Source organism: Arthrobacter celericrescens, from assembly GCF_003614925.1.
Classification (GTDB): Bacteria; Actinomycetota; Actinomycetes; order Actinomycetales; family Micrococcaceae; genus Arthrobacter; species Arthrobacter celericrescens.
This window is the reverse complement of record NZ_QYLP01000010.1, coordinates 38,765-54,083: the sequence shown is the minus strand read 5'-3', so window position 1 is coordinate 54,083 and position 15,319 is coordinate 38,765. Positions and strand designations below refer to the sequence as shown.

The 15,319-nt window shown below is 67.5% G+C and carries 19 protein-coding genes and 1 pseudogene; 18 read left to right on the top strand and 2 right to left on the bottom strand.

The window, feature by feature from the left end; translation table 11 throughout:
- The first annotated feature begins 34 nt into the window (after positions 1 to 34).
- The 18 genes and pseudogenes from D3654_RS00770 (at position 35) to D3654_RS00690 (ending at position 13,586) form a co-directional block, all read left to right on the top strand.
- Positions 35 to 1,117, top strand: coding sequence for an amidohydrolase family protein (locus D3654_RS00770; protein WP_120519633.1), 1,083 nt, complete (start codon positions 35 to 37; stop codon positions 1,115 to 1,117).
- 85 nt (positions 1,118 to 1,202) lie between these two features.
- Positions 1,203 to 2,075 (top strand): VOC family protein, encoded by an 873-nt coding sequence (locus D3654_RS00765; protein ID WP_120519632.1) that lies wholly within the window; start codon positions 1,203 to 1,205, stop codon positions 2,073 to 2,075.
- Positions 2,076 to 2,189: 114 nt separating this feature from the next.
- Positions 2,190 to 2,627 carry a hypothetical protein gene (locus tag D3654_RS00760; protein WP_205571693.1) on the top strand — a complete coding sequence of 146 codons (438 nt, stop codon included), beginning with the start codon at positions 2,190 to 2,192 and terminating at the stop codon, positions 2,625 to 2,627.
- A 222-nt stretch (positions 2,628 to 2,849) separates the two neighbouring features.
- Positions 2,850 to 3,272 (top strand): 30S ribosomal protein S16, encoded by a 423-nt coding sequence (rpsP, locus tag D3654_RS00755; protein ID WP_120519630.1) that lies wholly within the window; start codon positions 2,850 to 2,852, stop codon positions 3,270 to 3,272.
- 1 nt (position 3,273) lies between these two features.
- Positions 3,274 to 3,516: an RNA-binding protein gene (locus tag D3654_RS00750; RefSeq protein WP_120519629.1), complete on the top strand. Its 243-nt coding sequence runs from the start codon at positions 3,274 to 3,276 to the stop codon at positions 3,514 to 3,516.
- Positions 3,517 to 3,660: 144 nt separating this feature from the next.
- A complete protein-coding gene (gene rimM / locus D3654_RS00745; protein ID WP_120519628.1) occupies positions 3,661 to 4,218 on the top strand; it encodes a ribosome maturation factor RimM in 558 nt (185 codons plus the stop codon).
- Complete coding sequence (gene trmD, locus D3654_RS00740) at positions 4,215 to 5,030, top strand: tRNA (guanosine(37)-N1)-methyltransferase TrmD (protein WP_120519627.1); 816 nt, start codon at positions 4,215 to 4,217, stop codon at positions 5,028 to 5,030. Before rimM ends, trmD begins: the two co-directional genes overlap by 4 nt.
- A 276-nt stretch (positions 5,031 to 5,306) precedes the next feature.
- Positions 5,307 to 5,660 (top strand): 50S ribosomal protein L19, encoded by a 354-nt coding sequence (gene rplS, locus D3654_RS00735; protein WP_115788748.1) that lies wholly within the window; start codon positions 5,307 to 5,309, stop codon positions 5,658 to 5,660.
- 73 nt (positions 5,661 to 5,733) lie between these two features.
- Complete coding sequence (gene lepB, locus D3654_RS00730) at positions 5,734 to 6,411, top strand: signal peptidase I (protein WP_120519626.1); 678 nt, start codon at positions 5,734 to 5,736, stop codon at positions 6,409 to 6,411.
- Entirely contained in the window at positions 6,412 to 7,173 is a 762-nt protein-coding gene (lepB, locus tag D3654_RS00725; RefSeq protein WP_120519625.1) for a signal peptidase I, read from the top strand. It begins immediately after the preceding gene.
- Positions 7,170 to 7,391, top strand: a pseudogene (locus tag D3654_RS20985) (ribonuclease HII); the annotation flags it as partial. The gene lepB (D3654_RS00725) and the pseudogene D3654_RS20985, both read left to right, overlap by 4 nt.
- Positions 7,372 to 8,064 carry a ribonuclease HII gene (locus D3654_RS00720; RefSeq protein ID WP_205571696.1) on the top strand — a complete coding sequence of 231 codons (693 nt, stop codon included), beginning with the start codon at positions 7,372 to 7,374 and terminating at the stop codon, positions 8,062 to 8,064. The pseudogene D3654_RS20985 and the gene D3654_RS00720, both read left to right, overlap by 20 nt.
- A 68-nt stretch (positions 8,065 to 8,132) precedes the next feature.
- Complete coding sequence (locus D3654_RS00715) at positions 8,133 to 8,465, top strand: DUF2469 domain-containing protein (protein ID WP_120519623.1); 333 nt, start codon at positions 8,133 to 8,135, stop codon at positions 8,463 to 8,465.
- Positions 8,466 to 8,600: 135 nt separating this feature from the next.
- Positions 8,601 to 8,957, top strand: coding sequence for a YraN family protein (locus tag D3654_RS00710; protein ID WP_120519622.1), 357 nt, complete (start codon positions 8,601 to 8,603; stop codon positions 8,955 to 8,957).
- Between the two features lies 1 nt (position 8,958).
- Positions 8,959 to 10,500, top strand: a complete 1,542-nt coding sequence (locus D3654_RS00705) for a YifB family Mg chelatase-like AAA ATPase (protein ID WP_120519621.1) — start codon at positions 8,959 to 8,961, stop codon at positions 10,498 to 10,500.
- A gap of 11 nt (positions 10,501 to 10,511) precedes the next feature.
- Positions 10,512 to 11,741: a DNA-processing protein DprA gene (dprA, locus tag D3654_RS00700; RefSeq protein WP_120519620.1), complete on the top strand. Its 1,230-nt coding sequence runs from the start codon at positions 10,512 to 10,514 to the stop codon at positions 11,739 to 11,741.
- A 193-nt stretch (positions 11,742 to 11,934) separates the two neighbouring features.
- Positions 11,935 to 12,822, top strand: a complete 888-nt coding sequence (locus tag D3654_RS00695; RefSeq protein WP_120519619.1) for a tyrosine recombinase XerC — start codon at positions 11,935 to 11,937, stop codon at positions 12,820 to 12,822.
- A 260-nt stretch (positions 12,823 to 13,082) separates the two neighbouring features.
- Complete coding sequence (locus D3654_RS00690; protein WP_120519618.1) at positions 13,083 to 13,586, top strand: DUF3145 domain-containing protein; 504 nt, start codon at positions 13,083 to 13,085, stop codon at positions 13,584 to 13,586.
- Positions 13,587 to 13,687: 101 nt separating this feature from the next.
- Here D3654_RS00690 and D3654_RS00685 read toward each other — a convergent pair whose 3' ends face one another.
- Together D3654_RS00685 and D3654_RS00680 are read right to left on the bottom strand one after the other, a co-directional pair.
- Positions 13,688 to 14,923, bottom strand: a complete 1,236-nt coding sequence (locus tag D3654_RS00685) for a beta-ketoacyl-[acyl-carrier-protein] synthase family protein (RefSeq protein ID WP_120519617.1) — start codon at positions 14,921 to 14,923, stop codon at positions 13,688 to 13,690.
- A 129-nt stretch (positions 14,924 to 15,052) separates the two neighbouring features.
- Complete coding sequence (locus tag D3654_RS00680; protein WP_120519616.1) at positions 15,053 to 15,298, bottom strand: acyl carrier protein; 246 nt, start codon at positions 15,296 to 15,298, stop codon at positions 15,053 to 15,055.
- Between the last annotated feature and the right edge of the window lie 21 nt (positions 15,299 to 15,319).

Genomic DNA, 15,319 nt, shown 5'->3' with positions numbered 1-15,319 from the left:
TCATCGCCGAACATGTCCCGCGTAGGCTTTTTCCATGCAGAACATCATCGAATTCAGCGGCACCGTGCTGTGTGGTCCTTCGGAAGAACGCCACGGGCTGTGGTCGGTGGACGGCCGCCTCACGTTTGTCCAGCCGGAGCGAATGCCGGACGTGGTCCTGGACGGCTGGGTGCTTCCCGGGTTCGTTGATGCGCATTGCCACATCGGCCTGGGTCCCGGTGGAGCCGTGGACGAGGACACTGCCCGGGCGCAGGCCGCCGCGGACCGCGACGCCGGGACGCTGCTGGTGCGCGACGCCGGCGTCCCGGCAGATACCCGCTGGCTGCAGGGCAGCCCGGACGTGCCCCGGATCATCCGTTCCGGCCGGCATATCGCCCGCAGCCGGCGCTACCTTCCGGGCTTGGCGGTGGAAGTCGAGCCGGAGCATCTCGTGGAAGAGGCCCGGAAGCAGGCCCGGGCCGGCGACGGGTGGGTGAAACTGGTGGGCGATTGGATTGACCGCTCGGCGGGCGACCTCGGGCCCTCGTTTCCCGCAGCGGTGGTCAAGGACGCCGTCGCCGCCGCCCACGACGAAGGGGCCCGCGTCACCGCCCACTGCTTCGCCGAAGACACCATCGATGACATGCTCGACGCCGGCATCGACTGCATCGAGCACGCCACCGGCCTGCTGCCCCGCCACATCCCGCGCCTGGTGGAGCAGGACGTGCCGATCTTGCCCACCTTGGTCAACATCGCCACCTTCCCGCACATCGCCGCGCGGGCCGAAGCAAAGTTCCCCCGCTACGCCGCGCACATGCTCGCACTGTGGGAGCGCCGCTACGAACGGATCGGCGAAGCGCACCACGCCGGTGTCCGGGTTTTCGCGGGAACGGACGCCGGAAGCGTCATCAAACACGGCCGCATCGCCGAGGAAATCCTTGAACTGCACCGCGCCGGACTTCCCGCTGCCGCGGCCCTCGACGCCGCGTGCTGGTCCGCGCGTAAGTGGCTGGGAGCCGAGGCGATCAGCGAAGGCGCCCCGGCCGACGTCGTGCTCTGCACGGAAGATCCGCGTACCGTGCCGGACACCGTCACCCGGCTGCGGCACGTGGTGCTCGGCGGGAAAGTTGTCGGATAGCCCTTGGAATAAATTGAAGCTTCAAGTAATTTAGTAAGAGTAGAAGCGCCGATCGGCGGCGCCGAACACTTTTCCGGGAGTTTCAATGACCGCAGCATCCAGCCAGGACCTGCTTCCTGCCGAACTGACCATGGGCACCGTCATGCTCAAGGTCGGCGACATGAAGCTGATGAGCGACTACTACCAGAGCGCCCTGGGCCTGGACGTCGTGGCCGAGCAGGACGGCGGCCTGTACTACGGGCGCCTTGGAAAGCCCTTGGTGCACCTTGCCCCGGGCGGCGGCCTGCAGATTCCGGGGCGCGGCGAGGCGGGCCTCTTCCACACCGCCCTGCTGTTCGAAGACCGTGCCGCGCTCGCGGCCACCATTGCGACCGCCGCGCAGTACGAGCCGCGCGCCTTCGTCGGAAGTGCGGACCACCTGGTGAGCGAGGCCTTCTACTTCACCGACCCCGAGGGCAACGGCATCGAGCTCTATTACGACAAGCCCCGCGAAGGCTGGGAATGGAACGGCAGCTCCGTGGTCATGGACAGCCTTCCGCTGCCGCCGCAGCGCTACCTCCAGGAACACCTGAGCGAGGAGGCGGTGAGCGGCCAGCGCGCGGCAGGTGCCGGCGTCGGGCATGTCCACCTGCAGGTGGGCGACGTGCAGACCGCGCAGGACTTCTACGTCGACACCCTCGGCTTCGAGCGGACGGCCGGCTGGCACGGCCAGGCGCTCTTCGTCTCCGCCGGGGGCTACCACCACCACATGGCCATGAACGTCTGGAACAGCCGCGGCGCCGGCCCGCGCCGCGACACGCTGGGCCTGGGCGAAGTGGTGATCGAGGTGCCGTCCGGTGACGACGTCGGCGCGCTGGCAGACCGCCTCAAGGTCGCCGGAATCGAATCGCACCACACCGGGCTGGAACTGCGCTTCGAAGATCCGTGGCGCAACCGGCTCCGCGTGGCCGTCCGTTAGGCGGCTCGGTCCGTTAAGCAGCTCTGTCCGTTACGCTGATCGGGACGGCGCGGTTCCGGATTCTTCCGGCCGCCGCCACGCCTGCATTGGAACGGATGAATGAGAGTGTTTTCCATGGGTTTTGCCGAAATTTTTGTTGCCACCCACGATGAAGCGCTCAAGCGGGCGGCTGCCCTCGAAAGCGGCGGCGACGTGGCCGGGGCGGCCGTCCGCATCCCCGGCATCAGCGATTTCGAAGTGGAGCAGCTGGGGGACCTGGCCGGCACCGCCGTGCACGCCGCAGGAGCGGACTACGAGCTGGCCATGGTCGACGTCACCAGCGACGCGCTCCTGGGCGTTCCGGCTGCCATGGTGCGCGCCCTCTCCGAGCTGCTCAGCTACGAAAGCGAAGGCGAGGGCAACGTCCTGGATGACGTCGCCGCAAGCTGGGCCGCACAGGACGACATGCCCTTCGGCGTCGAGGAATCCCGCGGCTACGTCCAGCAGTTGGCGGTGCTGGCCGCCGACGTCGAAAAGTCCGAACGGGCCGGGCTCTACGTCTGGTCCGTCTAGGCAGCTGGGTGGGCGTCTTCCGGCCGGCTCCGGCATGCGCGACACCCCGGACGCTCCGGTTCGAATTCCCGTCCGCCATCTGGCACAATGGACAGGTACTCGATCCGTGCGGCCCCTCTCTCCGTGCGCGCATCCTGTCCTTAGAACCCTCAAGTACGGCCCGCCCCACGGGTGCAGAACGATCGGTTCGCCCTCGTTTCAGAAACAGGAGTGACCACAAAAGTGGCCGTTAAGATTCGCCTCAAGCGCTTCGGTAAGATGCGCGCACCGTACTACCGCATCGTTGTCATGGACGCCCGCGCCAAGCGCGATGGCCGTGCCATCGAAGAAATCGGCAAGTACCACCCCACCGAGGAGCCCTCGTACATCGAGGTTGCTTCCGAGCGTGCCCAGTACTGGCTGTCCGTCGGCGCCCAGCCGACCGAGCAGGTTGCCGCCATCCTGAAGATCACCGGTGACTGGCAGAAGTTCAAGGGCCTGCCGGGCCAGGAAGGCACCCTGAAGACCAAGGCTCCGAAGGAAGCCTTCGTCGCCCCGGAAAAGGGTTCCGTGATCATCCCCGAAGCCATCACCAAGAAGGCCAAGAAGGAAGAGGCCGCTGAGGAAGCCGACGCTCCCGAGGCAGAAGCCACCGAGGCCGAGTAAATTGCTGGCAGAAGCGCTCGAACACCTGGTCCGCGGCATTGTCGACAGCCCTGAGGATGTCAAGGTCAATGCCAGGAACAACCGCCGCGGTGAATCGCTCGAGGTCCGTGTCCACCAGGACGACCTCGGCCGGGTCATCGGCCGCCAGGGACGCACCGCACGTGCACTGCGCACCGTGATTGCGGCTCTGGCCGGTGGCGAGCAGGTCAGGGTCGACGTCGTCGACACCGACCGCCGCCGGTAGACGCGCTCAGCAATAGCTGGACTTGGATCCGGTCCCGCCACCAGATAATGGTGGCGGGGCCGGATTCCTTTTTTCGCTCCCATCAGACTTTTTCGGGCCGCTCGCCGCAGAGGCGCGGCACAGCGTAGGAAATCAGAGGAAACCATGCAGCTTCAGGTGGCCAGGATCGGCAAGCCCCACGGAATCCGCGGCGAGGTGACGGTCCAGGTGCTCACCGACGCGCCGGAGGCCCGCTTCGTTCCCGGCACCGAATTCCTCGTGGAACCGGCCAAGTTCGGCCCGCTGACCATCCGCAGCGCCCGCTGGAACAAGGACATCCTGCTGCTCGGGTTCGAGCAGGTGGACGACCGCAACCGGGCCGAGGAAATCCGCGGGGCCAAGCTGTTCGTCGAAACCGAAGAGCTCGACGACGACGGCGAAGAAGGCTGGTATGAGCACGAACTGGTGGGCCTCGAAGCCCGCGTCGGCAGCCGGGTGGTCGGCAAGGTTACCGCGCTGAACACCATGCCCGCGCAGGACCTCCTGGTCATCAAAGGCACGGACGGCACGGAAATCCTGGTGCCCTTCGTCGAGGAAATCGTGCCGGAAGTCAACCCCGACGGCGGGTACGTGCTGCTGGTCCCGCCGCCCGGCCTGTTCGAGCTCAATAGTGACGACGCTGCGGGTGGCAAGGGCGACGAAGGCGAGGGGGCCCGCGCGTGAGGATCGACGTCGTCAGCATCTTCCCGGACTACCTGGCCCCGCTGGAGCTTTCGCTCATCGGCAAGGCACGCCAGGACGGCCTCCTGGACCTCAACGTCCACGACCTCCGCAGCTTCACCACGGACAAGCACCGCACCGTTGACGACACTCCCTACGGCGGCGGCGCCGGCATGGTCATGAAGCCGGAACCGTGGGCGCAGGCCCTCGAATCCGTGGCCGCAGCTGCCCCCGGGGACCGTCGCCCGGTGCTGGTGGTTCCCTCGCCGGCGGGGGAGCGCTTCACCCAGGCCACCGCCTACGAACTCGCCGAAGAAGAGCAGCTCGTGTTCGCCTGCGGCCGCTACGAAGGCATCGACGAGCGGGTCATCGAATGGGCCGCGGAGCACTTCACCGTCCGCCCCATGAGCCTGGGCGACTACGTGCTCAACGGCGGCGAAGTGGCTGTGCTGGCCATGGTGGAGGCCATCGGAAGGCTGCTGCCCGGCGTCGTCGGCAACCCCGAATCCCTCATCGAGGAATCGCACTCGGACGGGCTCCTCGAATACCCCGTCTACACCAAGCCCTCCAGCTGGCGCGACCGCGACGTTCCGGACATCCTGCTCAGCGGCAACCACGGGAAGATTGCCCGCTGGCGCCGCCACGAACAGTTCCGGCGGACCGCCGCACGCCGTCCGGACCTGCTGGACGCGTTCGACGCCGGCAGCCTGGACCGCGCGGACCGCACCGCATTCGCCGAACTCGGGTACGACGTCGTCGACGGCCGCCTGCGCCGGCGCGGCGGAAACGGCTCCGCGGGCGGCTCGCAGGGCTGACCGCCCAGAATCCGGCCCGGGCTTTCCGTCCGGAAAGCCGCGCGGAAAGACCGTCCGGGAATTGGCCGGGCGCCCGGTGATGTGGCAAAATTGTTCTTTGTGTCTGCTGGGTCCGCACCTGCCACAGGGGGAGCGCAACCAACAGCCGGACACGCGGCACCGCCGATCAGTGGTGGAGCCGCTCTTTTGAACTTCGGCGGCAATTTCCGGACGGTTCCGGGCTTGGCCGCCGTGACCCAAAGTGGATGACCTGTGGCGTCCACCAGGAGTGGATCAATGCATATCCTCGATAGCGTAGATGCAGCATCGCTGCGCAACGATGTTCCCGAGTTCCGCGCCGGTGACACCCTCAAGGTTCACGTGAACATCATCGAAGGCAAGAACTCCCGCGTCCAGGTCTTCCAGGGCTTCGTCCTGGGCCGCCAGGGTGACGGCGTCCGCGAAACCTTCACGGTCCGCAAGGTCTCCTTCGGCGTCGGTGTTGAGCGTACCTTCCCGGTGCACTCCCCGATCATCGAGAAGATCGAGGTCGTCACCAAGGGTGACGTCCGCCGCGCCAAGCTCTACTACATGCGCGAACTGCGCGGTAAGGCTGCGAAGATCAAGGAAAAGCGCGACTTCAACAAGTAAGTCTTCCGACTTACGCAGCGGGTCCTGTGATCGTCCCGGCCGCGCAATCCGCAACGCAACAGGGATACGAATCATGGACCACGCAAAACGCCAGCCCCGGAAACAGGGCTGGCGTTTTGTTTTGCTCGGAGTGGTCCTGGCCGTCGCCATCAGCGGGCTGGTCCGCTCGCTCTGGATCGACGTCTACTTCATTCCCTCCGAATCGATGGAACCGCTCCTCGGCACCGGGGACCGCATCCTCGTCTCACGCACGGACTTCAGCGCCGAGCCCATCCGCCGCGGCGACATCGTGGTCTTCGACGGCCGCGGGACCTTCGCCCCGCTCAACAGCGGCAAGGGCCCGCTGGCGGACGCCGCGGCCGCCGCCGGACATTGGCTGGGACTGACCGGCAGCGAGACCACCTACGTCAAACGCGTCATCGGCATCCCGGGAGACCACATCCGCTGCTGCAGCGCGGACGGCAGGCTCACAGTCAACGGTCAGCCAGTTGCGGAATCCTACCTCTATCCGGGCGACGCGCCGAGCGCGCAGCAGTTCGACGTCGTGGTCCCGGACGGCCGCCTGTGGCTCATGGGCGACCACCGCTCGCGCTCCGCGGATTCCCGCAGCTTGCTGGGCGCTCCCGGCGGCGGACTGGTTCCCGTGGACCGGGTGATCGGCAGACCGGTCCGGATCATCTGGCCACTTGATAGATTGACAGAACTGCCAAGGCCTGCCGTGGCCGAACCAACTTCTAAGAACGGACAGTAGATGCCGGAGAATCCCGAACAGGAAGCCTCGACGCCGGAAGAGGACGGCAAGAAGGGCAATCAGTTCCTGCTCTGGCTCAAGGAGATCGGCACGGTGGTCGGTATCGCCATCGTCCTGTCCTTCCTCATCAAGACCTTCCTGTTCAAGGCGTTCTTCATCCCGTCCGAATCCATGGTGGCAACCCTGGAGAAGGACGACCGGATCTTCGTGAACCTGCTGGTGCCGGAGCCTTTCGCCCTGCAGCGGGGCGACATTGTGGTCTTCAAGGACACCCAGGGCTGGCTCCCGGCCACCCCGAAGGAAGAACCCGGACCCTTCAACTGGCTGCAGGACAGCCTTGCCTTCGTGGGCCTTCTCCCGGACGAAACGGAGCAGCACCTGGTCAAGCGCGTCATCGGCCTGCCCGGCGACCATGTGGTCTGCTGCGATTCCCAAGCCCGGGTCAGTGTCAACGGCACCGTCCTGGCCGAGGACTACCTCAACCCGGCCGATCCGCCCAACGCCAACCCCTTTGATGTGGTCGTTCCGGCTGGGAAAATATGGGTCATGGGCGACAACCGCAACAATTCGGCGGACTCCCGTGAGCACCTTGAAGTCAATGGCGGCTTCATCAACCTGCCCGACGTCGAAGGCAAGGCTGCCGTGATCGCGTGGCCTGTGAGCCGCTGGCAGGTCCTGGACAATCACGCCGACGTCTTCAGGAGCGTTCCGGCGCCGTCCCCCGAAGACACCAGTTCCAGCACTGCGCCCGCGGGCAAATGAGCGCCCGGGCATCCGCCAAGGTGGGCAAGCCAGCTGCCGGCCTCAAGGCCGCGGCAACCAAGGCCGCGCCACTCAAGGGAACCGCTGCCAAGGCTTCTCCGGCCGCCCCGACGCTGGACTTTGAACGGACCTTCCTGGCCCCGGGAGTACGGCTGCTCGCCGGCGTGGACGAAGTGGGCCGCGGCGCGTTCGCCGGCCCTGTCTCGGTGGGGGCCGCCGCNCGCCCCGACGCTGGACTTTGAACGGACCTTCCTGGCCCCGGGAGTACGGCTGCTCGCCGGCGTGGACGAAGTGGGCCGCGGCGCGTTCGCCGGCCCTGTCTCGGTGGGGATCGCCGTCGTCGACCTCCAGGACCAGGACCTGCTCGACGGCGTACGCGACTCCAAGCTGCTCAAGGCCGAAGACCGTGAACGGCTCGAGCCCCTGGTGCGCGGCTGGGCGGTCGCCTCCGCGGTTGGCCACGCCAGCGCCGCAGAGATCGACAGCCTCGGCATCATCGCCGCCCTGAGGCTTGCGGGCAACCGGGCCTGGAGCGACCTCCTGGCCGCCGGAACGCGGCCCGACGTGGTGCTGCTGGACGGCAGCCACGACTGGCTGTCGCTGCCCGCGCAGGTTTCCCTGTTCGATACGGATGCCGAAGACCAGCCGGGCGTGACTGCGTGTGACGCCCCGGTGCACACCCGGGTCAAGGCGGACATGTCCTGCCTCAGCGTCGCAGCAGCCAGCGTCCTGGCCAAGGTGGCACGGGACCGCATGATGATTGAGCTGCACGGCGAATTTCCGGGCTTCGCCTGGAAGGAAAACAAGGGCTACGGCACCTCGGCCCACCGTGAAGCCCTGCGCTCCGCCGGCCCCAGCAGCCACCACCGGAGCAGCTGGAACCTCCTGTAGCACGGCAGGCTGCCAGCACGGCCGGGCCGCTGGCTGTCGCCACCGGTTCGATAGGGCAAGATGGATCTATGAGTGCCGAAGATCTTGAGAACTACGAAACCGACATGGAGCTCCAGCTCTACCGTGAGTACCGCGACGTTGTCGGTTTGTTCAGCTACGTTGTCGAGACCGAACGGCGTTTCTACTTGGCCAACCACGTCGATCTACAGGCCCGCAGCGCCGACGGCGAGGTCTACTTCGACCTGACCCTCCAGGACGCCTGGGTCTGGGATGTCTACCGTTCCGCACGGTTCGTGAAGAACGTCCGCGTCATCACCTTCAAGGACGTCAACGTCGAGGAACTTCCGAAGAACGAACTCTCTTTGCCCAAGGACGGGGACCTCGGCGACCTCGGCAACTGACGCCGTGCCGTAGCCTCTGGTTTCCGGCGCTCCGGCTTCTCCTCCACAGCCCCGATTCCGCCGGGTTACCCACATAGCCCTTCTTGCTGCTGTCCCTGGCTCCGGCGTGCCCGCACGCTGGTAGCGGAGGTGGACATGAAAGAGAAGGACATTCTCGGCAGGCAGGGCGAGACGCTCGCGGCCGGGTATCTGGAGACCCTCGGGATGCGGATCATCGACCGCAACTGGCGCTGCTCCTCGGGAGAGATCGACATCGTCGCCCTCGACGGCGACACCCTGGTGATCGCGGAGGTCAAGACGCGGCGCAGCCTCGATTACGGGCACCCTTTCGAGGCCGTCGGTGCGGCAAAACTCGCCCGCCTGCACCGGCTGGCCTCATCGTGGTCCCACGCACACGAGCTGCGGACCTCGGGCCGGCGCGTGGACGTTGTGGCCGTCATCGACGACGGCATCGGCGCGCCGAGCCTGGAGCACCTCAAGGGCGTGGGCTGACATGGGCGTCGCACGGAGCTACTGCGTCGCCCTGCTTGGCCTCAACGGCTACATCGTCGAAGTCGAGGCGGACATCGGCCAGACCCTGCCGAATTTCCTGATCCTGGGCCTGCCGGACGCCGCCCTCAACGAAGCCCGGGAACGGATCCGCTCCGCCGCGCAGAACTCCGGCATCCCGCTGAGCCGGCGCAAGATCACGGCCAACCTGATCCCGGCGTCGCTGCCCAAACGCGGCTCCGGATTCGACCTCGCGATCTGCATGGCGGTGCTCGGTGCCGCCGGCGACGTCCGCTCCACCGACGGCACCGTGTTCATCGCCGAGCTCGGCCTCGACGGCCGGCTGCGCCCGGTACGCGGCATCCTGCCCGCCGTGATGGCAGCGGTCCAGGCCGGATACCCGGACGTCGTGGTCGCCCAGGCCAACGCAGCGGAGGCCATGCTCGTGCCGGGTGCCCGGGTCCGCGGTTACAAGACCCTTGCCCGGCTGGCCTTCGATTTCGGTGCGGACCCCCAGGACCTCGCCCTCGACTACGACCCGGCGGACGAGCAAGACCCCGACGACGCCGGCACCCTCCCCACGGCCGCGCCCGACCTGTGCGATGTCTCGGGGCAGGGCGACGCCCGCCGTGCGCTGGAGGTCGCCGCCGCCGGGGCGCACCACGTGCTCCTGAGCGGCCCTCCGGGCGCGGGGAAGACGATGCTCGCGGAGCGGCTCCCTGGACTGCTTCCGGACCTTGGGGACCGGGAATCGATGGAGGTCACCGCGATCCATTCGCTGTCGGCCGTGCACATCGAGAAGGTTTCGCTGCTGCGCAGGCCGCCGTTCGAGAACCCGCACCACAGCGCCACCGCCGCGGCAATCATCGGGGGCGGTTCAGGTCTTCCACGGCCCGGAGCGGCATCCCGTGCACACCGTGGCGTGCTCTTCCTGGACGAGGCGCCCGAATACGAACGCCGCGTCCTGGACGCCCTGCGCCAGCCCCTGGAAAGCGGGGAACTCGTGATCCACCGTTCGGCAGGGACGGCCGCTTATCCCGCCCGTTTCCAGCTGGTCCTCGCAGCCAACCCCTGTCCCTGCGGCAAGGCCAGCGGAAAGGGCGTTGACTGCACCTGCACCGCGGTCATGCGCCGGCGCTACTTCGGGCGCTTGTCCGGTCCGCTCCTGGACCGCGTTGATATCCAGCTTCAGGTGGAGCGGGTTTCCCTGGCCGACTTCGGCCAGGCCGGCGGGGAAGAGGACTCGGTCACGGTCGCCCGGCGCGTTGCAGCAGCCCGCTCCCGGCAGCAGGAACGCCTTGGCGGCTTCGGACTGGAGACCAACTCCCAGGTCCCCGGACGCCTGCTGAGGGGCGTGCTGAAACTGCCCCCGGCAACCACACGCATCCTGGACAGTTCCCTCGAACGCGGCGTGCTCACCGCACGGGGCTATGACCGGGTCCTCCGCCTGGCCTGGACGCTGGCCGACCTCGGACACCGGGAACGGCCCGGCCTCGACGACATCGGGCAGGCTCTCGGCCTGCGTCAGGCGGTGGCAGCCGCATGAAAGGACCAGCCATGGCGACAAACGCCACACCAATCCAATCAGGCTCCGCGCCCTCGGAGTCCAATGACGAACGCGTCGCCCGCGCAGCCCTTTCAAGGCTCATGGAACCGCAGGACGCCGCCGGACTGGCCCTCGTACGGCTCGTAGGGGCTGTTGACGGCCTCCGGATCGCCACCGGGCAGCTCACGGCCGGCCCGTCCCTGGAACAGGCAATGACGGCCCTGCTGCTTGAAGGCGGCGGCGCATCGTGGCAAGGCCTTGCCGCCTCCCTGAAACGCTGGGTGCCCCGGGTCCCGGATCTGGCACCCGAACGCGACCTGGCAACGATGCAGCGCCTCGGCGGCCGGCTCATCATCCCCGGGGACCCGTTGTGGCCGGAACAGCTCGCAGACCTCGGACTTCACGAACCGCTGTGCCTCTGGTGGCGCGGACACGAGCTCGAATTCCCGCCCGCCCGCCGCACGATTGCCCTTGTTGGTTCCCGGGACAGCACCGCCTACGGCGGAGCTATCGCCGGCGAATTCGCCTACGGGCTCGGCCAGCGCGGCTACACGGTCGTCTCCGGCGGCGCCTACGGCATTGACGCCCACGCGCACCGGGGCGCGCTCGCGGGCGGCAGCAGCGAGGTCCCCACCATCGCTGTCATGGCCGGGGGTGTGGACCGCTACTACCCTTCAGGAAACGAGGAACTCCTCCGCGCCGTCGCCAACCAAGGAGCGGTCATCGCGGAAGTTCCTCCGGGCTCGGCCCCCACCCGGTACCGCTTCCTGCAGCGAAACAGGCTCATCGCAGCACTCGCGGCCGTCACGGTCATCGTCGAAGCCCGGTGGCGTTCCGGTGCCCTCAACACAGCCCACCACGCAGAATCCATCGGCCGGGTAGTGGCAGCCGTTCCGGGGTCGATCCACAGTGCCAATTCGGCCGGATGCCATCGGCTCCTTCGTGAAGGCGGCGCCGTGTGTGTCACCGATGTGGGCGAGATTGCCGAACTTGCCGGTGGAAGCGGCGAGGACTTGCCGGGGGAGAAGGAAACCCCAGCATCCGAACATGACGGACTCACCCTGGAAGACCTGGTGCTGCTGGATGCCTTGCCGCTGCGCACCACGACCTCAGTGGAGAAGCTCGCGATCGTGGCGGGGCTGGGCCAGGAGGCGGTCCGGGCCGGGCTCGGCCGGCTCGGCTTGCTGGGCCTGGCGGTCTCCGAACGCGGCGGCTGGAAACGGGCGCGGAAGGATGCATGAACCCGACGAACGGGTGACAGACGGATGGGACGTGGCGGTGCCGCGTGACGCGGGCTTCTGCTGGCAAAGTTGAAGGGTGGACAAAGCAGCAAATCCGGAGCAGCCGGGCGGTGCGCACGCCGCCCCCGGACCGGCCGGCGATAGCGACCCCGGCCGCCAGGCTCCGCCAATACCACCTGCCCTTGTTGAAGCGATGGCCGGGTTCCGCCGCTACCTCGACGGTGAACGGGCCCGCTCGGCGCACACTGTCCGCGCCTACCTGGCCGATCTCGAAAGTCTGTTCGCCTTCGCGGCCGGCGAAGGTGTCCGGACGCCGGCCGAGCTGGAGCTCGGTACTCTGCGCCGCTGGCTCGGCGGCCAAAGCGAGGCAGGACGCTCCAGGGCGACCCTGGCCCGCCATGCCGCGACCGTCCGGACCTTCACCTCCTGGGCGCTCCGGGAGGAAATGATCGACGCCGATCCCGCCGTGCGCCTGCAGGCACCCAAACGGGAACAGTCCCTTCCCGGCGTCCTCCAGCGGGGGCAACTCGGCCGCATCTTTGACCGGCTCGCCGACGCCGCGGCCGGCGGGGGCCCGGTCCCGCTGCGGGATCGGGCCCTGGTGGAACTGCTGTACGCCACAGGGATCCGCGTCGGTGAACTCGCCGGTCTGGACGTCGACGACCTCGACGCCGACCGCCGCACCCTCCGGGTTCTCGGCAAAGGCAACAAGGAACGGACGGTTCCCTACGGGCTGCCCGCAGCGCTCGCCGTCGACGATTGGCTGCGCCGCGGCCGGCCGAAGCTTGCCACCGAACACAGCGGCCCGGCCCTCTTCCTCGGGGCACGGGGAGGACGCATCGACCAGCGGCAGGCCCGCAGGGTGGTCAAGGAACTGCTGGACGGGCTCGGTGACACCTCGGCCACGGGTCCGCACGCCCTGCGCCACTCGGCGGCCACCCACCTGCTCGACGGTGGCGCGGACCTGCGGGCCGTCCAGGAAATCCTGGGCCACAGCAGCCTGGCCACCACCCAGATATACACCCACGTTTCCGTCGAGCGGCTCCGGGCAAGCTACCGCCAGGCCCATCCGCGCGCATGAAATACGGCCATTCCATAAACGCGGAAAACCGCGCTGGCGCAAAAGCTGTGCATACGGCAAAATGAAAGCAATGTCCCGGAAGTTTCAAGCACTGCTTGAAACTTGGAATTGATGGGGCGGCAATTTCATAGTCCGGCAATTACAGTTTCATAATCTGGGAAATGCAGTCCCGCAGGATCACCGAATACCCGGTCACCGGCGCGGCAACCATCCAGGCAGAGGTCGTTGGGGAAGACGTACCTACAGCTATGGAGGATGGAATGTCTGTTGCAATGACCCGTGGTGTGTTGTTCGTGCACTCGGCCCCTACGGCACTGTGCCCGCATGTGGAGTGGGCCATCGGATCGGTCGTGGACAAGCGCACCGATCTTGACTGGACCCCTCAACCTGCCGCGCCCGGAATGTTCCGGGCCGAGTTGTCGTGGGTCGGCGCCCCCGGAACCGGCGCCCAACTGGCTTCGACGCTCCGCGGCTGGGCCCACCTGCGCTACGAGGTGACGGAGGAACCCAGCCAGGGTGTTGACGGCGCCCGCTGGTCCCACACCCCCGAGCTCGGTATCTTCCATGCGGTCACGGACGTGCACGGAAACATCATGGTCAGCGAGGACCGCATCCGCTACGCCTACGAGTCCGGCGCCGGCGATCCCGCCGCCGTGTACCACGAGCTCTCCCTGGCCCTTGGTGAGGCGTGGGACGAGGAACTCGAGCCGTTCCGCCACGCCGCCGAGGGCGCGCCCGTGCGCTGGCTGCACCAGGTGGGCTGAACGGGCCTGCCGAGCCTTGAACCGGCACCACATCCATAGCAAATGAGGAGGGCCCCGCCTGTGGCGGGGCCCTCCTCATGTACCGGCCAGAATAGCGGCGGCTAGACGCTCCGGACGGCGATGACGGCATTGTGGCCGCCAAAGCCGAAGGAGTTGCTCAGGGCCACGATGTCGCCGGCAGGCAGGGTGCGGGCGGAGGTGACGACGTCGAGCGGGATCTCCGGGTCCTGGTTCTCCAGGTTGATGGTCAGCGGAGCCTGGCGTTCGTAGACGGCCAGGACCGTCAGCACGGCTTCCACGGCGCCGGAGGCGCCCAGGAGGTGACCCATCTGGGACTTCGTGGCGGAGACCGCCACGTTGTCGACGTGGCTTCCGAGAGCGGCGCGGAGCGCGGTGTACTCGGGCTTGTCACCGACCGGAGTGGAGGTGGCGTGGGCGTTGACGTGCACCACGTCTGCAGCCTGGATCCGGCCGTCGAACATGGCGGCCTTCAGGGCGCGGGTGGCACCCAGGCCCTCGGGGTCCGGGGCGGTGATGTGGTAGGCGTCGGCCGTGACCGAGGTGCCGGCCAGCTCACCGTAGATGCGGGCGCCGCGGGCGAGGGCGTGTTCCTCGGCCTCCAGCACCAGGGCGCCGGCGCCTTCACCCATCACGAAGCCGTCGCGGTCGAGGTCGTAGGGGCGGGACGCGTGCTCGGGGTCGTCGTTGCGGCGGGAGAGGGCCTGCATCGAGGAGAACGCAGCAAGCGGCATCGGGTGGATGGCAGCTTCGGCGCCGCCGCACATCACGACGTCGGCCTTGCCGGAGCGGATCAGGTCCAGTCCCAGGTGCAGGGCTTCGGTACCGGAAGCACAGGCGGAGACCGGCGTGTGTGCACCGGCGCGGGCGCCGAGGTCGAGGCTGACGGCGGCGGCGACGCCGTTGGGCATGAGCATCGGCACGGTCATCGGCAGGACGCGGCGGGGGCCCTTTTCCTTCAGGGTGTCCCAGGCGTCGAGCAGGGTCCAGACGCCGCCGATGCCGGTTGCGAAGGCGACAGCCAGGCGGTCGTGGTCGATATCCGTGATGCCCGCGTCGGCCCAGGCTTCACGGGCGGCGATGACGCCGAACTGGGTGGACGGGTCCATGCGCTTGGCCTCGACGCGGGTCAGCACATCCAGGGCCGGAGTCGAGCACCGGGCAGCAAAGTGGACGGGGAGGTCGTATTTGGCCACCCACTCGTCCTCGAGCGTGTGGGCCCCGGAGACCCCTTTAAGCGCGTTCTTCCACATCGTGGGAACGTCGCCACCGATGGGAGTGGTGGCCCCCAGACCGGTAATGACTACTTTGCGTGCCATGCGATCACTCTCTGTCGGATATCAGCCTGCGCGACTGCGGTTCCTCGCAGGGCAGGAAAACTTGGGTAATGCGGCTGTGCCGGGCACGGGATGGCAGTGCACCCGGGCCCGGCACAACTGGAGACAGGACTAGGCCTGTGCGCCTGCGATGAAGTTGACGGCGTCGCCGACGGTCTTCAGGTTCTTGACCTCTTCGTCCGGGATGCGCACGCCGAACTTCTCTTCGGCGTTGACCACGATGGTCATCATGGAGATGGAGTCGATGTCCAGGTCCTCGGTGAAGGACTTGTCCAGCTCGACGGCGTCTGCGGCCAGGCCGGTCTCTTCGTTGACGATTTCAGCCAGGCCGGCCAGGATTTCTTCGTTGCTAGCCATTGTTGGCTCCTTTTCTTGTTG